General features: G+C 41.7%; 21 protein-coding genes. 12 read left to right on the top strand and 9 right to left on the bottom strand.

The window, feature by feature from the left end; genetic code table 11:
- Nucleotides 1–101 precede the first annotated feature (101 nt).
- From RMZ95_RS01660 to RMZ95_RS01680, 5 genes are all read left to right on the top strand, one after another.
- Nucleotides 102–1304 (top strand): hypothetical protein, encoded by a 1203-nt coding sequence (locus tag RMZ95_RS01660; protein WP_322685334.1) that lies wholly within the window; start codon nucleotides 102–104, stop codon nucleotides 1302–1304.
- A 78-nt stretch (nucleotides 1305–1382) separates the two neighbouring features.
- Nucleotides 1383–1607, top strand: a complete 225-nt coding sequence (locus tag RMZ95_RS01665) for a hypothetical protein (protein WP_322670692.1) — start codon at nucleotides 1383–1385, stop codon at nucleotides 1605–1607.
- A gap of 185 nt (nucleotides 1608–1792) precedes the next feature.
- Complete coding sequence (locus RMZ95_RS01670) at nucleotides 1793–2449, top strand: DUF1361 domain-containing protein (protein WP_322670693.1); 657 nt, start codon at nucleotides 1793–1795, stop codon at nucleotides 2447–2449.
- 228 nt (nucleotides 2450–2677) lie between these two features.
- A complete protein-coding gene (locus tag RMZ95_RS01675) occupies nucleotides 2678–3850 on the top strand; it encodes a hypothetical protein (RefSeq protein WP_322685333.1) in 1173 nt (390 codons plus the stop codon).
- Nucleotides 3851–3879: 29 nt separating this feature from the next.
- Nucleotides 3880–4743, top strand: coding sequence for a hypothetical protein (locus tag RMZ95_RS01680; RefSeq protein ID WP_322685332.1), 864 nt, complete (start codon nucleotides 3880–3882; stop codon nucleotides 4741–4743).
- A gap of 40 nt (nucleotides 4744–4783) precedes the next feature.
- On the opposite strand, the gene RMZ95_RS01685 is transcribed toward RMZ95_RS01680, so the two are convergent.
- A complete protein-coding gene (locus RMZ95_RS01685) occupies nucleotides 4784–7132 on the bottom strand; it encodes a putative PEP-binding protein (protein WP_322685331.1) in 2349 nt (782 codons plus the stop codon).
- 670 nt (nucleotides 7133–7802) lie between these two features.
- Between RMZ95_RS01685 and RMZ95_RS01690 the strand changes: the two genes are divergently transcribed.
- Nucleotides 7803–8264 carry an MgtC/SapB family protein gene (locus RMZ95_RS01690; RefSeq protein WP_322685330.1) on the top strand — a complete coding sequence of 154 codons (462 nt, stop codon included), beginning with the start codon at nucleotides 7803–7805 and terminating at the stop codon, nucleotides 8262–8264.
- A 146-nt stretch (nucleotides 8265–8410) separates the two neighbouring features.
- On the opposite strand, the gene recF is transcribed toward RMZ95_RS01690, so the two are convergent.
- The gene (recF, locus tag RMZ95_RS01695; protein WP_322685329.1) at nucleotides 8411–9535 is read right to left on the bottom strand and encodes a DNA replication/repair protein RecF; all 1125 of its coding nucleotides are present in this window, start codon (nucleotides 9533–9535) and stop codon (nucleotides 8411–8413) included.
- 83 nt (nucleotides 9536–9618) lie between these two features.
- Nucleotides 9619–12477, bottom strand: a complete 2859-nt coding sequence (locus RMZ95_RS01700) for a cation-translocating P-type ATPase (RefSeq protein WP_322670699.1) — start codon at nucleotides 12475–12477, stop codon at nucleotides 9619–9621.
- A 439-nt stretch (nucleotides 12478–12916) separates the two neighbouring features.
- Here RMZ95_RS01700 and RMZ95_RS01705 point away from each other — a divergent pair, with 439 nt between their 5' ends.
- Nucleotides 12917–14587: a transglutaminase family protein gene (locus tag RMZ95_RS01705; protein WP_322670700.1), complete on the top strand. Its 1671-nt coding sequence runs from the start codon at nucleotides 12917–12919 to the stop codon at nucleotides 14585–14587.
- A 72-nt stretch (nucleotides 14588–14659) separates the two neighbouring features.
- On the opposite strand, the gene RMZ95_RS01710 is transcribed toward RMZ95_RS01705, so the two are convergent.
- The 3 genes from RMZ95_RS01710 to RMZ95_RS01720 form a co-directional block, all read right to left on the bottom strand.
- Nucleotides 14660–15352, bottom strand: coding sequence for a hypothetical protein (locus RMZ95_RS01710; protein ID WP_322685328.1), 693 nt, complete (start codon nucleotides 15350–15352; stop codon nucleotides 14660–14662).
- A 64-nt stretch (nucleotides 15353–15416) separates the two neighbouring features.
- Complete coding sequence (locus RMZ95_RS01715) at nucleotides 15417–16085, bottom strand: hypothetical protein (protein ID WP_322685327.1); 669 nt, start codon at nucleotides 16083–16085, stop codon at nucleotides 15417–15419.
- 141 nt (nucleotides 16086–16226) lie between these two features.
- Complete coding sequence (locus tag RMZ95_RS01720) at nucleotides 16227–17090, bottom strand: PD-(D/E)XK nuclease family protein (RefSeq protein WP_322685326.1); 864 nt, start codon at nucleotides 17088–17090, stop codon at nucleotides 16227–16229.
- A gap of 146 nt (nucleotides 17091–17236) precedes the next feature.
- On the opposite strand from RMZ95_RS01720, the gene RMZ95_RS01725 reads away from it, so the two are divergent.
- From RMZ95_RS01725 to RMZ95_RS01745, 5 genes are all read left to right on the top strand, one after another.
- Complete coding sequence (locus tag RMZ95_RS01725) at nucleotides 17237–18661, top strand: phosphoglucomutase/phosphomannomutase family protein (protein ID WP_322685325.1); 1425 nt, start codon at nucleotides 17237–17239, stop codon at nucleotides 18659–18661.
- 131 nt (nucleotides 18662–18792) lie between these two features.
- Nucleotides 18793–19068 (top strand): LapA family protein, encoded by a 276-nt coding sequence (locus RMZ95_RS01730; protein ID WP_322685324.1) that lies wholly within the window; start codon nucleotides 18793–18795, stop codon nucleotides 19066–19068.
- A gap of 13 nt (nucleotides 19069–19081) precedes the next feature.
- Nucleotides 19082–19279, top strand: a complete 198-nt coding sequence (locus tag RMZ95_RS01735; RefSeq protein ID WP_322670706.1) for a DUF433 domain-containing protein — start codon at nucleotides 19082–19084, stop codon at nucleotides 19277–19279.
- Between the two features lie 5 nt (nucleotides 19280–19284).
- A complete protein-coding gene (locus tag RMZ95_RS01740) occupies nucleotides 19285–19731 on the top strand; it encodes a DUF29 domain-containing protein (RefSeq protein ID WP_322685323.1) in 447 nt (148 codons plus the stop codon).
- Between the two features lie 38 nt (nucleotides 19732–19769).
- Nucleotides 19770–19916, top strand: coding sequence for a hypothetical protein (locus RMZ95_RS01745; protein ID WP_322685322.1), 147 nt, complete (start codon nucleotides 19770–19772; stop codon nucleotides 19914–19916).
- 3 nt (nucleotides 19917–19919) lie between these two features.
- Here the strand turns inward: RMZ95_RS01745 and RMZ95_RS01750 are convergent, their stop codons facing one another.
- From RMZ95_RS01750 to RMZ95_RS01760, 3 genes are all read right to left on the bottom strand, one after another.
- On the bottom strand, nucleotides 19920–20117 hold the full coding sequence (locus RMZ95_RS01750) for a DUF433 domain-containing protein (RefSeq protein WP_322685321.1): 198 nt from the start codon (nucleotides 20115–20117) through the stop codon (nucleotides 19920–19922).
- A gap of 122 nt (nucleotides 20118–20239) precedes the next feature.
- Nucleotides 20240–20950 (bottom strand): hypothetical protein, encoded by a 711-nt coding sequence (locus RMZ95_RS01755; protein WP_322685320.1) that lies wholly within the window; start codon nucleotides 20948–20950, stop codon nucleotides 20240–20242.
- A gap of 150 nt (nucleotides 20951–21100) precedes the next feature.
- A complete protein-coding gene (locus RMZ95_RS01760) occupies nucleotides 21101–21823 on the bottom strand; it encodes a Uma2 family endonuclease (protein ID WP_322685348.1) in 723 nt (240 codons plus the stop codon).
- Nucleotides 21824–22007: the final 184 nt, after the last annotated feature.

A 22007-nucleotide genomic window follows, 5' to 3' on the forward strand; every position in this document is an offset into this window, starting at 1 on the left:
TACTGATTAATTCAGTATTAGATGCTTTCATTACCTGATGAGAGCAAGGAAAGCTCGTGCGTGTTTTTTTTTTGATACGTGATTAAAGGAGCAAGTTTTTCATGAAATTAAATTCATCAGTTCATTTGGGTTGTTTTCTTGTTAGCAGCAGTTTAGCCGCAGTCTTCATCGGTTTAAGTGGAACAAATGCTTCGGCTCAAATCACAATTCAAAGCACTGGCACATTATCGGGTACTATCCAACTTCCCAGAAATAATCCCAATTTCAATCAAAGCATTACTCGCGTTGATACAGACGACACGGGGACTTACTCGCGGAACTTAGGTACTAAGAACAATCCTAATTATGTTCCTATATACAAGTCAGACTATGTGCAGGTACAAACACGCTCTGATGGTAGTCTGCATTATTTTGTTGACTTTAAAGGCATTCCGATTGTCTCCTTTAATGGCGTTCTCACTTCGCCGATTCTCTCTGGCGGTGAGTTGACACCCTATAAATACCAAGGACAATTGGCAGGAACCACATTTCAAGGAGTAGTTCAGGATGAATTTAATCTCACAAAAGCCTTATACACTGGTACTGTCACCGATCCAAACACTGGAAACCAGTATCAGGGCACTTTTGAAGTGAGTGGATATGGAGTGCGATATAGCGATCGCAATGGTAGCGCCACCCCCACAGTCTTTGATTTCAAATCCGATCTCCCAGGTTCGCCAAAGGTGACATCTTTGGAAATGACTAACGCACCCCTAGCAAGAATACAAATCAAAGTACCTGCAACTGCAACTCTCATAACTCCTACACCAACTACTGGTAACGGTAGTAGTACACCCACTCCCCCGCCAGTAAGTAGCGGTAGTAGTACACCCACTCCCCCGCCACTAATTAGTGGTGGTAGTACACCCATTCCCCCATCAGTAATCGATGGTAGTGCGATCGCTCCTACACCTGTAGTTAGTGGTGGTAGTGCGATCGCTCCTGCACCTGTAGTTAGTGGTGGAAACACATTCACTGTTACGCCAATGGTTGATGGCGGTAACACATTCACTGTTACACCAATAGTTGATAGTGGCGCTTCCTCGACACCTACAACGTACACATCTGGGTCGAATTCACCATCAATTTCTACTACACCTAATATGGAATTGAGTAACGGTAATTCCTTAGAGGTAAATCAAGTAGTTGTCAACCCTGCAACCCTTGTTCAAGCCGCTTGTTCGCAAGATTCTGCCAAGAGTTGTACAATGCCCACTTTACCAAAACAAGCGATCGGCCCTCGTAGTCGAGTGCTACTGCGTTAGTTAGGGACTTTTCAATCAAAAATATCCAACTACTTCTTGTGGGGTGGGCGTCTCGTCCGCCCCTAACCAAAGGCTAACTTGACAAAAATTCTGAATGCTTCTGGAACTCTAGCAGGGCAAAATGAAATCAATATAATAGTTAGCACAGAGGCATACATTGCAATTAAAAAAGCCCACCATCATATATTCGCGGCGTTTTTGTTGCTCAGACTACCTTTCGGTGGTATCTTTTACCCTGATGATTTTCTGGCTATACTAGTAGACTTAAGCCGATTGATTGATAAATTTCATCCTCCAGCATAAAATACACAAAAACTCTAAGTTTTGGACATATATCAGTATGCATTTACCTCTAACTAACACAAAAATATTGTCTGATGTTGGAGAAAATTAATTTTTTTGGAGGCTACAAAAACTTAATCGATAAGGTTAACACTAACACTACAAAGTAAATCTACATCAATCAAACATCTTCCGAGTAAGCACCTATGAAAGAAGAATTGATAGCCAGAGTTGTGCAGGTCTTGCGAATTAATATGAGTTGGATGACTTGGAATTTATTTCTGGCTTTTATACCTTTGGCTTTGAGTGTCTGGCTATTTCGCATGAGGCGCGGCGGCACTTGGCTTTGGTGGCTAGGATTCTTAGTTTTCTATGCTTTCTTACCAAATGCACCATATTTGTTGACCGATGTAATTCACTTGATAGATGATATTCGCACGATTCAATCGGTGTGGATGATTACTTTAGTACTTATTCCTCTGTATTTGCTAGTAATTTTAAGTGGATTTGAAGCTTATGTAATATCGTTAATTAATTGGGGTCACTATTTACATCGTATTGGTAAGAGCCAATGGATTTGGCGCGTTGAGACAATTACACATTTTCTCTGTGCTGTTGGTGTTTATTGGGGGCGATTTTTGCGTTTCAACAGTTGGGATTTTATTACTCAACCCGATGCTGTACTTACCAAAGGAGTAGAAGAAATTCTGGGAAAACAACCCCTGGTGATTATTGCTATCACCTTTGTGGTACTTGCAGGTTTGTACTGGATTATGAAACGAGTAACTTTAGGTCTTAGCCAATCAAATAGCAGAATAGGGATAAACTCAGGACGCACAAACTCTAATACGCCAAACATTTGATCTATGTGGGAATTTTGGCTTTTAATTTTGGGATTTTAATTAGTAATTCCCTTGATGAATATTGCCTATCAAAAGAAAGATGCAATAAAACCCTCCTTGAGGTGAAATAAACTCAGAAACAAATGGTTGAACTTCAACGCCATCACCTGAGAATAACGTCGTATCAGATCGTTAAATATTGATGGTCTGGTCTGATGTATCTAGTCATGTTGATAGGAGGGATATAATATGCAATTAATCTCGAAAGAGGAAATCAAGACATTAATAGAACAGCCAAAAGGAAATTGTGTTTCAATTTATATGCCAACGCACCCAGCCGGGCCAGAAGTGCGACAAGACCCAATTCGCTTTAAAAATTTGGTCAGGGAAGCAGAGGCTCGTTTAATTGATGCGGGTTTGGAACAGGAAGAAGCGATCGCATTGTTGGAAAAATCCCAGGAAATTGATACCCAAGAGTTCTGGGAGCAAATGGGAGAGCAAGGGCTGGCGATTTTTATTTCTGAAAATATTTTTCGTTATTATCCCCTACCAATTGATTTTCAAGAGTTGGTTGTGGTTACAGACCGCTTTCACATCAAGCCGTTGCTGCCAATTTTAAATGGCAATGGTCGCTTCTATATCCTGGCTTTGAGTCAACAAGATGTCAGGTTCTTTGAAGGAACACGCTACAGGGTCAAAGAGGTAGAAGTAGAAAATCTGCCTAAAAGTCTAGATGAAGCTCTGCAAAGAGACGATACTGCTAAAGAAGGTCAGTTTCGCATCGCCACATCAAAAGGGGGTACCTCCAATACTTTTTCGCAACCAGGTACGTTTCACGGACAGGGAAGCCCTGACAGGGATAGACGACAAGAAGACATCCTCCAATTCTTTCAAATTGTCGATCGCGCATTATACGAAAAACTGAAATTACAAAAAGCGCCTTTAGTGCTGGCTGGGGTAGAATATCTCTTGCCTGTGTATAGACAAGCAAATACTTACCAGCATTTGATGGATGAAGCTATCACTGGTAATCCAGAAATTCTCAGCGCCCAAGAGCTACATAACCAAGCTTGGCCGATTGTTGAGGCTGATTTCCAAAAGTCACAGCAAGCAGTTTTGGATCAATTTCACGAATTGTTTGGTGGTGATACTGGTAAAGCATCTAATAACCTCCAAGAAGTTATCTCAGCGGCTTATTACCAACGCGTGGATTCATTACTAGTTGCAGTTGGTCAGCAACAGTGGGGTTTATTCGATCCAACCTCAGAAACGGTTTATTTGCACCCAGAAAAAGAAGCTGGTGATGAGGATTTGTTGGATTTTGTTGCTGCTCATACCTTATTAAATGGCGGCACGGTTTACGCCGTTCCCTTTGAAGAGATTCCGTATAGCACAGCCGTTGCGGCAATTTACCGATATTGACATTTTGATGGTGTTGTATAAAGTTGAATGTGCTATATACAACACCAACGATGATTACTATTCGCTCCTCGATCGGTCAATCTCTAATCGGTTTAGCTGTTTTGAGTGCAACGGCTATATTTACCCAGACGGCAATAGCAGAAACAATAACTGGGCAATCAGGCAATGTGCGGGCAGAAATATCTTACGAAAAACCAGAGGAATATCAGTATAAAAATATCCGCTTGAAAATTATCCGGGCGGGTAAAACTGTTTTGGATCAAAAACTGCCGCAAGAAGATGAATATGACAGACCTGTGGGGAATATATCTGGACAAGAAAACAACTTACCAGTGCGAGACTTGGACGGTAACAAAGAACCAGAAATAATTGCCGATTTCTTTACAGGTGGAGCGCACTGTTGTACTTATTCATTGATTTATCGTTACGACAGCAAATCTCAAAAGTATATTAAGATTCGTCATGAATGGGGCAATGGTGGCTATCAACTCAAAGATTTAGACAAAGATGGATTACCAGAGTTTGACAGTCGAGACGATCGCTTTGCCTATGCTTTTACAGCTTATGCTGCTTCTGCCTACCCCCTGCAAATTTGGCGTTATCGCCAAGGTAAAATGGTCGATGTGACTCGTAGCTATCCCAAATTAATCTCCAATCATGCCTCAGAGCTATGGCAAACTTATATCCAGGCACAGCAACAAGGCGATGATGGCAAGGGCTTTTTAGCAGCTTATCTGGCAGATAAATATCTGTTGAATCAAGGACAGGATGGATGGGGGCGAGTGCAACAAGCTTATAAAAAAAGCGAATCTCCTTCGGAGACGCTTCGCGAACGCACCAAATTCTTTGCCGATTTACGAAAGTTTTTGCGCGAAACTGGCTACATCAAATAAATTAGCAGTGAGCAATTAATTCCTAACTCCTAACTCCTAATTAATTAAGTTTTCGGCGTGCTGCTGCTAAAATTAGACGTTGTTCAGCACGAGCGATCGCTTGATATGTTCGCTCGACTGCTTCCGGTTCAACGGAAATGGAAGTAATACCCCATTCCACTAACTTATCGATGATTTCTGGATAGAGGGCTGGTGCTTGACCGCAGATTGAACAAGGGATACCAGCACTTTGAGCCATTTGGATCAGTTGAGCGATCGCACTCATAACTGCTGGATGACGTTCATTAAATACTTTTGCTAGCTGTCCTTGTTCTCGATCCACTCCTAGCAATAATTGGGTCAAGTCATTTGTACCAATAGAAATTCCGGCCACACCTGCTTTTACATATTCTGGTAATAAAAACAAGACACTTGGCACTTCTGCCATCATCCACAATTGAAACTGCGCCACTTCGGTTAAAAAAGCTTGCTCAACTTTGCGACGGCAAAAAATAAATTCTTCTACAGTCCGCACAAAAGGCAACAGCAGGTTTACATTGGTGTAACCAGCTTGTTGTACGCTTGCCAAAGCTTTCAATTCTAGGTCAAAGACTGCGGGATTTCGTAAATAGCTAAAGGTGCCGCGTTCACCTAACATCGATTGTGGCGAAGATTCTAAACTATCACTCAATGATGGTAAATCTTGCGATCGCCAATCTAAAGAACGATAAAAAACTGGTCTTGGTGCAAAGGCACGAGCAAATTGCATAATCTGCTCAGACCATAGCTCTAACAATTCTGCCTGACGCCCGCTTAAAATCCAACTATTAGGATGTTGCCCGTTCAATATATTTAGTACCATCAATTCGGAACGTAACAATCCCACTCCATCCACAGGCAGGTTTTGCACTTGTTCTATTAAAGCGGACTGACTCAAGTTAACCAGCAATTGGGTAGCAATCATAGGTAGATGAGACGTAACAGCAGAATGAGGCGCTTTCGAGTTGGGGCGATCGGAGGTAAGAAGATTTTCTTCTCTTCCTTTGTCCATCTCTTCCTTTGAGTCTGCTTTGATGCGATAAACTTCTCCTCTGTCGCCATCAAGCAGCAATCGTTCGCCAGTTTGGATTAAAGTTGTGGCAGATGTTGCGTTTACTACTGCTGTGATACCTAATTCTCTAGCTAGAATTGCCGCGTGACTGGTTAATCCCCCTTGTTCAGTGATAATACCACCAACTTGTTGCAATAATGGCAACCAATCAGGTGTAATCGTTGGTACTACTAAAATTACTCCCTTCGGTAGTTGTTCGGGTTTCTGTTGCGGATTAGTAATTACTAGGGCAGTGGCTACAACCCGTCCTCCGGCTGCTCCTAGTCCCCGAATCAAGTGTGAGTGGGGAATCATAGATTGCGAAGGATTAACTTGTGTGATGTAGAGCTTACCAGATGTAGTTTGCCCAGCGAGAGTCCATTTAATGGTAAAAGTTTTACCTAGTTCACTTACCAGTTGAGTTCCCAGAGTAATTATTTGTTGTAAGTATTCTTCTTGTAAAGAGTACTGTTTTTGTTGGGCTTGTGGAATTAAATAAGTAATCAGACAGGTGCGATCTGGTGTTAACCCTGAGTTCGGCACGAGTCGCAAAAAAATTTTAGATGCTGCATCATCAACACCATAAGCCAGCATTTTATTGCCCAGTTGTTGCTCAAGTACAGCCCCAGTTTCTGGTTGAATGTAGTAAATATCTGGCTGTATTTCGCCAAGAGCGATCGCAATTCCTAATCCCAAAGTAGCTTCAATTTCCCACCCAGAGGCATTGGTTGTGAGCGAGCCAGAAGCGATCGCATTTTCAACAGGTTGCACCAAAACTGCGAGATTAATTTGTTGCAGATTAATTCCTGAGTGCTGCCAATATAATAGACTCCGGGCCCGAAATATTTGACTCCAGGTTCGTTTTAGAGCCAAAGCGATCGCTTCTGGTTCGCACTGGCAAAATACCGACTCTAGTAAACCCGATATATTGTTGATTCCTGGAGTAGCAGTTGATACTCCCAAAGAAGGTCGAAGAATTAAACAGCTAGTTTGCCATTCTCTAGCGGCTTGAAAAATTGTACTCACCCACTCCTGGGTTACAGTCGCAGTCAGAATTTCTTGGCGCAAGCGACTAGCAACCTGCTGAAGTTGCCGCCAATTAGTGACATCCAGGTGTAGCGAAGAATAGGGTAAGTCAGCTATTAATGATTCTGAACTATTGAGATTTTCGAGAAATTGCCGCAAAATTTCTGCCGAAACCACAAAACCAGGCATCACCGGATAGCCACGCTGGATAATTTTGCTCAAGTAAAAGGCTTTGTCACCTACTTTGGCACGGTCTTGTAGTTTAATTTGATCTAGCCAGTAGAGTTTATTCACTCAATTTGTTAGTTGTCTATTTGTAGCCACAGCCATTTCTTTTTGGTATGTTATCAGGTTAATCCACTGACTTCTGAATAAAAAGTACTCAGGATTTACAGCAGTTTTCTTTTGGATAAATTACAAAGTTACGGGTTTTGAAGCAGGATAGAGGAGAATTCAGAATTAAGGAGTCAGAAGTAAAACAGGCTTGATAGCTGGCTTTGAGACGAATCGTTGTGTACTTCAGTAATTTGAAATACGCTGTATAGCTGATTTGCTCTACTTATACATACCCTTATCATATTTAATTGTTCAGTGTATGGGTTAATCTAACAATTTAAGGTATAATTCTCTAGCTAAGTCATTTTAAATAGCCAAAAAACTATTTAATAAACTTAAAATTCATCTAGTTTGCCCAAATTACGATCGTTGCCACAATCTAATAATGCAAATCTCCATTCATTGACCAGAACAATATCTTATTGAAAAATAATCCTAATAATGGAAAATATTAATTCTCAGTTTCAAAACCATTACTGAATTGATAGAATCCAAATATGAGATAGGTTATTGCACTGTACCCATTGGATTAAACGCCATTAATAAAACATTAGAATAGTTTTGGACTTTTTTAGAAAAATATTACAATTTAACTTAGAATATAAAATTCTCCATATCAGACTAAACATTGTCAAACACTTACTACCTTGCAACTGATGATTGGCTGAATATCAGCTTCCGACTATGTATTGCATTGCTTATTGGAGCAATCATCGGCTTAGAACGTCAAATTAGACGCAAACCAGCTGGTTTAAGAACTCATATACTGGTGAGTTTAGGTTCAGCCTTATTTACTTTAATAATCATGCAAACAGGAGGAGTGCAATCTAGTCCTGATGCACTTAGCCGTGTGATTCAAGGGATTGCAGCTGGTGTAGGATTTCTCGGTGCTGGAGAAATTGTGCGTCAATCTTCCCAAGAGTCACAGCAACTTGAAATTCACGGACTCACCTCAGCAGCGGCTATTTGGGTTTCTTCTGCATTGGGAATTACTGCTGGCTGTGGTTTATGGCAGTTAGGATTAATCGGCGCTATGCTGACTTTTTTAGTTCTCAACGTTTTTAAAAGGTTTGAAAAACGAAATCAATAATTAGCTATCTATTATTTTTAATAAAAAATATGCTTAAGAAATATAGAGTTATTGAGCTTCCTAATTTACCTTTATCTGAAAATATGAATAAGGGAATACCAGATAATCATACGAATTACAAATTACTATAAATATGATTTTTATAATTATTGATGTTGCATTATTGCTCCTGCCTTCACAAGAAGGATTTGTGAAGATTTCAACCATTGGGAATCAAAGGAACCCAAATGAGTAGTAGTAATCAAGGTTTGAAAACGGTCTTGAATGGCATCAAGCAATTGATTTTGGCGGGATAAATCTAGTTCGGCAAGAACATCATCTAGTAATAGTAATGGTGGCTCTTTGACGACTTCTTCAATTAATTGTAATTCGGCTAATTTTAAAGCTAAAACCAGCGTTCGTTGCTGACCTTGGGAACCGTATTGACGAGCGGGTGTTTGGTTAATCGTTAATTCTATTTCATCTCGATGGGGGCCGACAAGAGTCGTACCTTGGTGCATTTCAGCAACGGCTCGCTGCTGAATTTTTGCTAAAAAAGCTTGCTGCACTTCTTCTGGTTGGTTATCCTCTAAAGGAATATTCGGCACGTACTTGATTTGGAGAACTTCTGTACTGCCGCTGATACTGCCGTGCCAGGTGGTAGCAATGGGGGCTAATCTTTGGATAGCGCGATCGCGTCGTCTAATTACCCTAGTTCCTGTAGTAGCTAACTGTGCATCCCACAGCGCTAGTTCTGATTGTAAAGACGTTGCATCCAACGTCTCTACATGGCGTTTTAAAAAGGCATTGCGCTGGCGTAACACATGGTTATACTGCTGCAAAATGTGAGCATAAACTGGTTCGAGTTGAATTAATAGTGTATCTAACCAGTTGCGGCGACCTTCCGGGCCGCCGCGTACTAAGTCTAAATCCAAGCTGGAAAATTGGACTGCATTGAGAACGCCAAGAAAATCCATTTGACGGCGGATAGATTCACCATTGAGAGCAACGCTACGGCGACCATTGCGGCGCAAGGTCAAGGTCAGGTCACTAACACCTGTTTGTCGCTCAAGGGTGGCATTAATTTGGGCTATGGCTTCTCCTTCTTGAACTAAATCGCGATCGCGGGTGATTCGGTGCGATCGCAATGTCGCTAGCAACTCCACCGCCTCCAACAAATTCGACTTTCCCTGAGCGTTATTACCTACCAAAATTGTTTTGGCAGCAGTAAACTCAACCTTTTGGTCTTGATAATTGCGAAATTGTCGGAGGTTTAGAGTTTTTAGGTACATAAGTTCAATTTTGGATTTTAAATTTTAGATTTTGGATTGAAGATAAATCTAAAATCTAAAATCTAAAATCTAAAATTTCTTTTTCAAACGGCCTTCTTGCCCATAATCCGCAAAAATATCTTCTCCGCTTCAATCCACACGAACATTAAGGCGCTGAAGCCAATACAAACCCCCAATTCCTGCATATTCAGGTAGTGAGTACCAAAGAAATCTCGCAGGGGTGGGACATAAACTAGCATCAACTGCAAAATCGTGGTGACGATAACAGCCGCTAGTACAAAGATATTTGAGAAGGGATTCATCTCAATGGTCAGTCGGTTGTTGGAGCGAATGGCGATCGCATGACCCATTTGGGCAATACACAAGCTGGTAAATACCATTGTTTTCCAAGTATCGCGATCGCCTTGATAGCCTGGGGCATGACTATGTTGATAAGCCCACCACATTAAGGCAATGCTGATAATGGCAAAGATGATGCCAATGCGAATCATATAAGAACCCAATCCCCTAGCGAAAATGCTTTCACGGGGACTAAAAGGCGGACGTTGCATCACATCCGGTTCTGGAGGTTCCACAGCTAATGCTAAGGCTGGCAAACCATCTGTCACCAAGTTCATCCACAAAATTTGTAAGGGAGTTAGGGGAACGCCTCCCAAGCCGATTAAGGGGGCGGCTGCAATTGTGAGAACTTCACCAATGTTACTGCCCAAGATGTATTTAATAAAGCGGCGGATGTTGGTATAAACTACTCTACCTTCCTTGGTGGCGCTGACAATGGTAGCGAAGTTGTCATCAAGTAATACCATGTCACTCGCTTCTTTACTGACATCAGTGCCAGTAATACCCATTGCAATACCGATGTCGGCTTGTTTGAGGGCTGGGGCATCGTTGACACCATCACCTGTCATCGCTACAAATCGACCCCGGCGTTGCAGTGCTTGGACAATTCGCAGTTTGTGTTCAGGGGAAACTCTGGCATAGATGCTTACCAAGTCAACGTTTTGCTCTAATTCCTGGTCAGTCATCCGTTGCAATTCTTGACCTGTAAGTACCCTATCGCCTTCTTGGGCAATTCCTAAATCGGTGGCGATCGCTCGTGCTGTTAATTGGTGGTCGCCAGTAATCATCACTGGGCGAATACCTGCTTCTCGACACTCTTGCACGGCTGCTCTGACTTCTGGGCGTGGCGCATCTAGCATTCCCACCAATCCCAGCCATACTAAGCCTTGCTCGGATGTTTCGTCTGAACCTTCTGGGGGAATCTCCACCAGGGGTTTGTAGGCAAAACCTAGCACCCGGAGACCTTTACTCGCCATCAGGTCATTTTCTGCCAAAATTTTCTGGCGTTGTGCTTCGGTTACAGTACCCGTGTCATTACCCAAATGAATCTGAGTGCAACGTGCCAAGATTAATTCTGGAGAACCTTTGGTAAACATTAAATAAGGTTCCGATTGGAGAAAACCGGCGATCGCTGGGTCAACACCTCTCGAAAATGCTTCACCTGTGGCGACTCTCTCCACCTGAGCGATCGCGCTCATCCGTTTTCGTTCTGAGGAAAAGGGAAACTCCGCTACGCGAGGTAACTTACTGTTCCACTGGTCTTTTTCAATTCCCGCTTTTCCCGCCAGGGTGAGTAATGCCCCCTCTGTCGGATCTCCCAAAATTGCCCATTCACCTTGTTCTTTTTGCAATACGGAGTCATTACAAATAGCACAGGCGACTGATAACGCGGAAATTTCTGGAGATTCCTCTAAGGAAATTTTTTGACCGTTTAACTGGAAGTCCCCTGTGGGAGCATAACCTTCGCCGGTGACGCGAAAAGTTTTGTTATTGGTGGAAATCGATTGCACCACCATTTTATTTTGAGTCAGGGTGCCAGTTTTATCAGAACAGATGGTAGTTACAGAACCCAACGTTTCCACTGCTGGCAATTTGCGAATCAAGGCATTTTGGCGCACCATTCGCTGGGTTCCCAGTGCCAAGGTGACGGTAATTACAGCTGGTAAACCTTCTGGCACTACAGCAACCGCCATACTCAAGGAAACTTCTAAGAGTTCTTGAATATTTTTAAAACCTCCGTCCCTGATCACACCGCCAACGACGACGATCGCTACCAGAATTAAAGAACCTGTAACTAGGACATTACCCAGTTGAGTCATCCGCTGCTGTAAAGGCGTAGGTTCACTTTCCACCGCCTGCAACATGGTGGCAATTTTGCCTAGTTCTGTAGTCATGCCGGTGTTAGTCACCAGAACCTTGGCACGTCCTTGGACTACTTCAGTTCCTTGATACACGACATTGAGGCGATCGCCTAATGATGTTTCCTCCGGCAATTTTAGTGATGCCTGTTTATTCACCGCCTCGGCTTCACCAGTCAATGCCGACTCACGCACTTGTAAATTAGACTGTTCGATCAAGCGTCCATCTGCGGCTATCTGCATCCCAGCTTCCAGCAGCATGACATCCCCTGGAACTAGTTCCTTGGCTGCTATCTCCACCAGTCTGGTGTCACGGATGACGCGCACTAAGGGAGAGGTCATTTTTTTCAAGGCTGCCAAGGCTTTTTCAGCGCGGCTTTCTTGGACGTAGCCAAGTATGCCATTGAGGATAACAATTGCTAAGATAGCGATCGTATCTTTAAATGGCACTTCACCAGGCTTCAAACTGCCCGATCGCAAAGCCATTAGGTCTAAAAACCCAGAAATCAAAGCCACGCCAATCAGCATCAACAACATAATGTTCTTGAACTGATCCAGCAGAATTTCCCAAGCACTACGGCCCGCAGTTTCTTCAAGTTCGTTGGGGCCGTATTTTTGCAATCTCTGTTGAGTTTCTTGGGGTGTTAAGCCGCTGTCTGCATTACTATCAAGCAGGTCTAGCGCTTTATCAACTTCTAAACTATGCCAAACGGCGGCACCTTCAGGCAGAGAATTAGCAGACATCGTGTAGGTCACAGCAAATGGTTACAAAATTCGATCATAATTTAGTGATGGCAGGAATTCCATCTTTTAAAGTTACATTAAGGCGATCGCCCAGTTGTATGAGTGTATCTGTAATTCTTAATATTTGTAAATTCCTCCTATTTTCAGATAGTATTATTTCTCACGAAAGAGTTTTTCGGAACACATTGTACCGATAATTATTAGTACCTCGCTGTAAACGTGGCGATCGAGAACCATTAATTGATGTACTTGGGTTCGAGCAACGCCCATTGTGGGTAGTCTTTTAACTCAGCACTCTTCATCCGCCCCAATCGGGGGAACCATTGCTCGACTGGGATTTTTCCATCTCAAGCAATTGGTGTTACCACGCTAAAACCGTTGAGTCATGTTTCCTCCCCTACCTAAAGGTGAGGGTTTTTTACACTTACCATAAGGTTTTATGAGTTTTGCACTCCCCACTTTGACCGTTAGCCAGATGTTTGGGCAAAGAACAATTCGGCCGCTTACTGCTGCTACCCTGTGTGGCATTACTTTCATTAAAGATAGACTGATTGCCATTGACAGTATTAAAGGGCATCTACTAGAAATCGATCCCACCTCTGACAACAGCAAAATTCTCAATCCCCATCAAGTTGAAGAATTTACCGATGTCACTGGTCTAGCGGTGTGGGACGATACGCTGTGGGTAAGCCGAGAAAATAGTGTTTATTTGTGCAAGCTGAATGCTTTGGATCTGGAACATTTTGTAACATTGCCTTATGCAGCTGATGGCGTTGCTGTTTGGGAAACAACAGTTTATGTAAGTTGCCAAAGGCTGGGCTACATTCTGGTTTTTGACCGCCAAACCCGAAAAGAGATTACTAAATTTTATGCCCCTGGAGTTGGGATAGAGAATTTGGCAGTCAACCAAGAAATGCTATGGATTTGCGATCGCACCGAACAATCAGTTTACGCGATGGACAGAGCCACAGGAGAGTTGCAATTCAGCGTTTTGACACCCTTTGAATGTCCTACAGGCATAGCGCTCCATAAAAATGACGAAACAGGCAAAGAAAGTATTTACGTCGCCTACGCCTCAGAGGAGCCTTATATCCGGGATAACCCCAATGCCGATCCGAGTCATGAGCTAACATTCCGCGATCGCACTTTTATTCACCCTTTGTATTATCATTACGATCCAGATAAGCGTTACGCCCTCTCTAATGGCTATCTGATTGAAATGTCCTACGCTGAGGAAATTGCACCCTTAGACGAGGTTTATTTACCTGATGTCGAATGGCGCATCGCCTTACCATCCGAAACTGAGCGTCAAAAGGTGAAACACGTTGAAGCCATTGGTATACCCTTCACCGAAGAAGTAGTACAGGGGCAACGCGTAGCAGTCTTTAAATTTGATTCTCTTGCCCCAGGAGAACGGCATATATTTGGCTGGAAAGCACTTTTGGAAGTTCGCGGCATTAAGTATCGCATCACACCCAGAGATGTAGAGAATATACCTAAATTATCTTCAGAATTAGAAACACGCTACCTAGTGGACGACGACGATTTAGCAATGGATACTACCATTGTTCGCCGTGCCGCCAGAGAAGCGATTGGTTCTGAAACCAATGTGCTGCGCAAAATGCACAGCATCCGCAACTACGTTTATGATGAGTTATCCTACGGTATTAAACCTTACATTGATACACCAGATACAGTTTTAGAGCGGGGCGTTGGTTCTTGTGGTGAATATGTCGGCGTTTTACTTGCTTTATCCCGTTTAAATGGCATCCCCTGCCGTACCGTAGGCAGGTACAAATGTCCTCCCCATAGTGACTTCGTAGGAGTACCGCTACAACCTGATTTTAATCATGTTTGGCTAGAATTCTACGTCCCCAATTTTGGTTGGTTGCCAATGGAATCAAATCCTGATGATATCGGTGAAGGTGGCCCTTATCCAACGCGATTTTTTATGGGCTTATGCTGGTATCACATTGAAATTGGCAAAGGCATCACCTTTGAAACTGTGACAAGCAAAGGTGAACGGCTAACCAAAGAAGATATCCCCATTGGCGATTTAGCGATTAATCATATCCGGTTCACAATTCTTAAAGAATTACCGGACTTTTGAATTCGAGAAAGACTACGAGAAAGTGAGTAGGGTGTGTTATGCCGTAGGCTAACGCACCTTAAAACTCTCTGTTTAACCGCAAATTTCGTCTACTTCTAAACTCTTATTCCTATTCAAGTATTCTTCAAACAATTCAAAAAATTTCTGTAGTGCCTCATGCTCGTCTACAGAATAGAAAAGAATTATTTTAGACCATGACTGACCTGAGTTAATTCCATATTTTTCTTCAACCCATGATTGAAAACCTTCAAATTCCCTTTCTGGCTCTGTTGGAGGTACGCCAACTTCTCTTCGAGCCAGACTGTATCCTCGCAGAAGCATATCAAGTCTAGTAATTGAACTTCTGCCTAAAAACATTCCTGGTCTTTTCTTTATATTAGTTAGAATCTCGTTGTAAATATCAAACCGAGGAAACCTCATATCCTCACTAAGCCTTGAAATGCCTTCACTATTTTGAGTTTTTGAATCATCTTTCTGCTTTAAGAACTGTTCAAATTCTTCAAAAAACCTATTAAAAGCAGCTCGTTCACTTCCAGAGTAAGAGAGAATTATCCCAGCCCAAGATTGAGTCACATTAGTTTTTGCTCTTTCTTGTATCCATTCTTGAAATCCTTCCATTGGGTAGCCTTCTGGAGTTAATCCTAAATCACTTAGTTGACCTAAATACCCACCTACAAAGAAATCAAGACAAGTAATTGATGGCTTATCTATGTACATAACTGGATTTTCTTTAATCTTTTGGAGAAGCGTATAAAGCTTATTCATGCCAGCAACCTCTAATTTGATGAAAATTTATTAATTGAACAGCCACATCGCGCTTTTATTGAAGTCAATCTTTCTTATCATGAGGGGATGAATTATCTGGCGGTATATCAGCACGAACCACATCGCTAATCCATTCTCCCTCAATATTATTGTTAGAATAATTTGCATAATCATCCCATGTCATGGTGTCGCCAGTTGAGTATTCATAAACGACTCCACGAGTTTGATTATTACCATCTCCATCATTTAAATGAATCCAGGTTACATAATCACCAGATGGAGGATAACCACCACCAAATTCAATACCTGGAGGTTGAGCTAAACTTCTAATTGCCCCTGGCGCAGGTCGCCAACTCCGAAAGTGATGAGTTACAAATTTGTCAGGAGAACCAGACTTTCTGTAATGTACTGTTTGATGAAATTTGTAATTATAAAGAACTGAAGATTGGCCTTGTGGGCCACAAACTAAATTAAGTGGATAAAAAGAACAATATCTCTCCTGAGCTTTATTTGGAACCTGCTCATTTTGAGTTTTTGTTGTGCTAATTGTAGCCTTAGCAGTAGGAGCTAATTCCGAGCCAGCAGCAGCACATTCAGGTTGAACAGCACAAGCGTCTAGAGACGACAGCAATGCATAAACAGGTTGAGATAAAATCCCTTTAAAAATGATAAGTAAAAGAAATGTTGAAATTCCTACTAATCTAAATACGGATTTATTTGTGGTTAATCGCACTAATCCTAACTCCTTACAACCAAAGATAAAAATCGATGTATCTCACATCTAGGTTGTCTGATAGGAGAAGAAAATCAGTCCAGTAAAAATACGAGTATTTATTAAAGTTTTTTGCAAATGGAATCAAGGTAAATAAACTAATTAGCTATTAACTCTTACACTTCTTAAACTAGGTAATGGATATGATTGATGCTGCTTAAAATCGGCAAACTCACAGATAGAGTTAAATGGGCAAAAGCGACAGTGAGAACCAGGATTAGGAGGGAATATTTTACTAAAATTAGTTGTTTCTTCCTGATATTTTTGCAAATCGTACTGGTGCTTGTGGGCAATATTCGCTAACTCAAATTTTAAGGATTCTAATTCACTACTATTAATACTAATTAACTCTGACTTTTTACATATTTCTAAATTATAAAATGATGCAACAGCTTCTTGCCCAGGGTAAAGATAACGAGCAGCTAATAAGTAAACTAATGCCTGTCGTTTGTCAAAAGCGGACTTACCAGTTTTGAAATCCAAAATATGTATAGTGCTATCAGATTCAATAAAAACGCAGTCCATAGCCGCGTATAAGCGAAAACAATAATCTTCTTGTTCAACTACTATCGGTTTCGGAAAGCCTTCATCACCCGGTGTTAATTGGATAATATCTTTATCCAAAAGCAACGGCGAATCGTGATATTTTTGCAAAATTTGCAGTACGCGTTGCTGGACTTGAACGCTTGAGTTGCCTAATTTAAGTAGCTGGGCAACTCTTTCTACACCATCTGCTTGCTTCAACAGATGCCTGTGATGATGAAACTCATAAACGCCTTTTTGAGCCAGTATGCCAATACGCTGGGGCGCAGTGGCTTGCATTAAAAGGGCTTTGACTTGTGGTTCGTGTTGCCGTGCTTTGATAAACCCCCGTCTCATCTGGCAATGCCAGCGTTCTTGCCCAGTCGCTGGGGCAACTAGAGACCAAAGGTGATAACTGGCAAAAGGTCGATCGGGGGTTGACATTGCTCAGAAACAGTGAGAAAAAATACGGTGGGGAGAAGTTTAAGCTAAGGCTTGCTTAGAAAAGAACTTCGGAGGATACTTGCTGCTACACACGCTTTGCGGGAAGCTTTTATAGTACTGATAATGTACCGGAGCAAGTGGCAAAAATGTCTAGCAAGATAAAATTTGGTACCGATGGATGGCGAGGGATTATTGCCGATGACTTTACTTTCCCCAATGTGAGAAAAGTAACAAGGGCAATCGCCACTTACTTAGAAACAGCCTACACAAAAGATAGACCAGTACTTATTGCCTACGATACTCGCTTTTTAGCTGACCAGTTTGCCCAAACAGCGGCCCAAGTATTAGCAGACTTGGGTTGGACTGTAAAAATTACCGATCGGGATTGTCCCACACCAGTAATTGCCTACAATGCCCGTCACCTAAATTCCGCTGGGGCGTTAATGTTTACTGCTAGCCATAATCCAGCACCTTACTGTGGAATTAAATATATACCCGATTATGCTGGGCCTGCCACTCCAGAGATTACTGATACTATTGTGGCAAATATAGAAGGTGCATCGGATGAGTTGCCTGGGAGCAACCCATCAGGTTCAATTTCAATTTTCGATCCGAAACCAGATTACCTGCAATTTATCTACACTCTACTTGATGTAGAAAAGATCAAAAGCGCTAATTTAAAGGTAAAGTACGATGCTTTGTATTCTACCTCTCGCGGTTATTTAGATGAAGTTTTGCAACATAGTGGCGTTCAATTAGAAAGTTTCCACGATTGGAGAGATGTTTTATTTGGCGGTGGAATGCCTGAACCCAAAGGAGAACAATTAGTTGAGTTAGTGGAAGCAGTAGTTCGAGATCGAGCTGATTTGGGCTTGGCAACGGATGGAGATAGCGATCGCTTTGGTATCGTTGATGAACAAGGAAACGTCCTCACTCCCAATACTGTGCTGCTACTTTTAGCACGTCATTTAATCAAAAACAAAGGTAAAACTGGCGCGATAGTCCGTACTGTGGCTACAACCCACCTGCTGGATAATTTTGCTGCTAAAAATGGGCTGCAAATTTATGAAACAGCAGTTGGTTTTAAATACATCGGCGAAAAAATGCGGGAAACTGCCGTTTTAATTGGTGGAGAAGAATCAGGTGGTTTGAGTATTATTGGGCATATTCCCGAAAAAGACGGGGTATTAGCAGATATGCTGGTGGCAGAAGCGATCGCCTATGAAGGCAAACCGCTAAGTCAACTTGTTAAAGAAGCGATCGCTGAAGCCGATGGCCCACTTTACAACAACCGCCTAGACTTGCACCTCACAGAGGCGCACAAAATCGCCGTCATCGACTCCTTTACCAAAAATCCACCTACAGAAGTAGCTGGCATTAAAGTCAAGGAAGTGGGGCGTAAAGACGGTATTAAGCTGTATTTAGAAGAAGGTAGCTGGGTTTTACTGCGTCCTTCCGGTACAGAACCACTGGTACGCGTCTACCTAGAAACCAACACTCCCGAAAAACTCACCCAAATCGCCCAAGAGTTAGAGAGTGCCATTGCTAAACTAGAGGCAGTAGCAGTTTAATTTGTCAGAGTTAGGAATTAAAAGTTAAGAGTTATGAATTAGGAGTTAAGAGTTGTAAATTAACAATTCTTAACTCCTCATTTTTAATTTCGAGCAAAATATAACTCCTAACTCCTCATTTAGATCAAAGTATGAAAATCGCGCCTTTTTTGACATCTCTAGTTGTAGCGGTTTGGGTAATTGCGATCGCAATTATTTCAGTCCAAAATGCTACACCCGTATCGTTAAAATTCTTAACATTCCAATCGATTCAGATACCAATGGGTTTAGTGCTAGCTTTTAGTGCCGTTATCGGGTTAATTGGCATGGCGCTGCTGCAACCTCTGTGGGGACTTGCTGGTATTAGGCAGAGTAATTCTCGATTGGAAGACGATGCGGAATTTTTTGTTGACGATGAAGATTTTTGAGGTTTGAAGCTTAGTGCAGTATCAAAACATTATTACAATCGAACCAGGAAAACGAGGTGGTAAGCCTTGTATTCGAGGAATGCGAATTACTGTATACGATGTTTTATCTTATCTTGCCTCTGGGATGACCTACGAGGAAGTGCTTGATGACTTTCCTTATTTGACACAAGAGGATATTTTGGCTTGCCTAAGCTATGCAACCGATCGATAACGGCTATGAGTGCAACTTATAAAGCAGATTTTAACTTGTGGATTGAACAGACAGCCCAACTATTGCGATCGCATCGCTGGCAGGAAGTTGATGTAGAACATCTGATTGAAGAGGTTGAAGGCTTGGGCAAAAGTGAACGACGGGGTATTGCTAGTCAACTAACTCGCTTACTTTTGCATTTGCTTAAATGGCAATATCAACCCCAGCGTCGCTCAGATAGTTGGCTCGATTCGATCACCGATTCTCGTACCCAAATTGAGTTAGCGATAGAAGATAGTCCTAGTCTTAAGAGCTATCCTACAGAGCAGCTTGAGGAAAGTTATCAAAGGGCACGTCGCCAAGCAGCCAAGCAAACGGGGATAGTTGTATCCGTGTTTCCAGAAGAGTGCCCATATTCTTTAGAGTTAGTGTTAGATGAAAACTGGCTACCGGAAGCAAGCGATAATATTTGATAACTTTATTTGTAACTGTGTAGGTAGTGGCGATCGCTATGTATGAAATAATAAGCCCTGTAAACCTCACACTATATGAAAAAAGCCTGCGTTGTCAGGCTTTTTTAGAAACTTGTGGCAGAGCGATCGCACTCAGCCAGACACTAGAATATTATTCGCAATCTTGTAGAGATGATTGGCGATGAAAATTAAAGCAATAGACAGGCTTGGATATCTTCGAGATCAAGATCGGGAAAATCCTCTAAAATGTCAGAAACACTGACATTCTCAGCCAGCATTTCTAAAATATCACTCACACGAATCCTCATGCCTCGAATACAAGGACGACCACCACACTGACCAGGAGTTTGAGTAATGCGAGTCAACAAATCAACCCTTGAGTTCATGCAAGTATTTTAATATCGGGTACTTTTATTTAACTCTAATTCTGCGATCGCAATTATCCCAGCCTAGCATCTCAGTGTAGCAACAGGGCGATCGGAATTATCCTAAGTTCACATAACAGCACCTAAGTTGGACAGTTTTGGGTTAGTTGTAGCTTCAGATAATCAATGAAATCCAGAATTTCTGTATCAGTGAGTTGTAAACGCGATCGTTTACCATATTTTTGCTGTAAATATTCCCTTCCCTGCTCTGGAGTCCAATTTAACTGGGCTAAATATGTGTCACTTTGAGCTATCAAAACTGCATGAATTTCTGATGACATTGTATTAGCAGATATTTGGATTTCATCTTGATGTAAATTTTGAATACAATTAATTTTTAAACTTACTTTTTGTCCTAAAGCTTGCCAGTCAATTTCCCTGTGTCCATTCCAGCTAACACCTATAGAACGATAAGTGACTGGATTATAAATTGCACAAAATACAATTGTTCTCTCTCCAGGACTAACTGCGATCGTCAATGGATGATGCAATTGTTCAGAAGTCAAGGCATCAAGTGAAAGCAACAAACTTTTAGAAAAGTAAGATTCACTTCCTGAGCGAATAACATAAGGTTTGTCTGCCAGAATATGCAAATCAGTTTTTTCTGCTTCTCCATGTGAAGTTTCGACTTTTTTATTAACTTCTATCCCTGTTATCACCCCAGTCAAGGCTCTCTCATAAATTGGGATTTGTTTTGTATCATCGGATAGCATATACCAGCAGTGATCCGATTCTTTGCTGACAAAGACATATTGAGGTTTTGGGACTGCTCCAAATCCTAATTTAACTTCCATATTTTTGATGAAGGTTTTGGTAAATATATTTATTGAGCAATCAGTTATGACGATTTGTACCGTCAAGCTATTAGTTGCTTTATATATATAATTCCCTAGCCAAGAAGCTAATTAACATTAAGGCAGCGAAAATTACAAAATCTGGTGAATCTATAACAAAGTTTCTGGATCGACACCTAGCGCATTCAATCTTTCAATTAACATTTTCACTTGTTGTTCTGCTTCCACTCGTCGCTGTTCTTCAAAAGCTGTACGTTCTTCCGCTTCCCGAATGCGTTCTTCTGGTGTCAGCAATCTTTGCCCTTCTTTGTCATACCAGTACAGCCATTCCCGCACTATACCTTGATAAATTCCTCGTTCTCGCCCAATTCCTAAACCAATTTCTGGTAGCCAAACGGGATTTCCTGACATTAAGATATATTCCCCATCGACTAAGCGATACACTTCCAAAGGCGACTTTTTCCGCCGCAGGGGACTATACACAACATAGTACAAAATTCCTAAATCTTTGGCATAAAATTCTTTCTTGATGCTATATTCTTCTCGATATATTTGAGAAACAACTTCTAGCGCTAAAATTGGCAGTTGCTTTTCTTCCCACAGCACATAACTTAGGCGTAAATCCTCATCAACGAAGCGTTTAACTCCTAAGCTGAGAAACCCATCAGGGACAATGGCTGGTTTATCTGGGTGATAATAAATACCCATATCAACACCAAAAAACCAATCCCAGCGATCGCACCAAACTAAAGCCAGGATCGTTTTCAGCAAGCCGGGAATTAAATTTTGGAGTTCATTATCCACAGCAGTATCATCTGAGTCGGGTAATTCTTCGGAAGATGGCAAACAATGGAGTGGATTGTAGTTTAACATGAGCCGTTTTGCCAAATCTGATTCTAGGTAGATTGTACGTAATCTATTGATGTGTAATGCGCGATCGCAGCACAAGAATGAAAAACCATTTTTAGCGTAGACATCACCTGATGTTGCTTTTCTCAGTAGCAAAATACTTATAAGTGTAAAATCTTTACATCAAACTCGTGGTTTTTCGGTACTG

Origin of the sequence: Nostoc sp. DedQUE07, assembly GCF_034530975.2 — a bacterium.
GTDB lineage: Bacteria > Cyanobacteriota > Cyanobacteriia > Cyanobacteriales > Nostocaceae > Nostoc.

What these genes read in the sequence shown, in the direction of transcription:
- RMZ95_RS01660 (WP_322685334.1), top strand. Translation starts at nt 102, where the DNA reads ATGAAATTAAATTCATCAGTTCATTTGGGTTGTTTTCTTGTTAGCAGC.
- RMZ95_RS01670 (WP_322670693.1), top strand. Translation starts at nt 1,793, where the DNA reads ATGAAAGAAGAATTGATAGCCAGAGTTGTGCAGGTCTTGCGAATTAAT.
- RMZ95_RS01675 (WP_322685333.1), top strand. Translation starts at nt 2,678, where the DNA reads ATGCAATTAATCTCGAAAGAGGAAATCAAGACATTAATAGAACAGCCA.
- recF (WP_322685329.1), bottom strand. Translation starts at nt 9,535, where the DNA reads ATGTACCTAAAAACTCTAAACCTCCGACAATTTCGCAATTATCAAGAC.
- RMZ95_RS01700 (WP_322670699.1), bottom strand. Translation starts at nt 12,477, where the DNA reads ATGTCTGCTAATTCTCTGCCTGAAGGTGCCGCCGTTTGGCATAGTTTA.
- RMZ95_RS01705 (WP_322670700.1), top strand. Translation starts at nt 12,917, where the DNA reads ATGAGTTTTGCACTCCCCACTTTGACCGTTAGCCAGATGTTTGGGCAA.
- RMZ95_RS01710 (WP_322685328.1), bottom strand. Translation starts at nt 15,352, where the DNA reads ATGAATAAGCTTTATACGCTTCTCCAAAAGATTAAAGAAAATCCAGTT.
- RMZ95_RS01720 (WP_322685326.1), bottom strand. Translation starts at nt 17,090, where the DNA reads ATGTCAACCCCCGATCGACCTTTTGCCAGTTATCACCTTTGGTCTCTA.
- RMZ95_RS01725 (WP_322685325.1), top strand. Translation starts at nt 17,237, where the DNA reads ATGTCTAGCAAGATAAAATTTGGTACCGATGGATGGCGAGGGATTATT.
- RMZ95_RS01730 (WP_322685324.1), top strand. Translation starts at nt 18,793, where the DNA reads ATGAAAATCGCGCCTTTTTTGACATCTCTAGTTGTAGCGGTTTGGGTA.
- RMZ95_RS01740 (WP_322685323.1), top strand. Translation starts at nt 19,285, where the DNA reads ATGAGTGCAACTTATAAAGCAGATTTTAACTTGTGGATTGAACAGACA.
- RMZ95_RS01745 (WP_322685322.1), top strand. Translation starts at nt 19,770, where the DNA reads ATGTATGAAATAATAAGCCCTGTAAACCTCACACTATATGAAAAAAGC.
- RMZ95_RS01750 (WP_322685321.1), bottom strand. Translation starts at nt 20,117, where the DNA reads ATGAACTCAAGGGTTGATTTGTTGACTCGCATTACTCAAACTCCTGGT.
- RMZ95_RS01755 (WP_322685320.1), bottom strand. Translation starts at nt 20,950, where the DNA reads ATGGAAGTTAAATTAGGATTTGGAGCAGTCCCAAAACCTCAATATGTC.
- RMZ95_RS01760 (WP_322685348.1), bottom strand. Translation starts at nt 21,823, where the DNA reads ATGTTAAACTACAATCCACTCCATTGTTTGCCATCTTCCGAAGAATTA.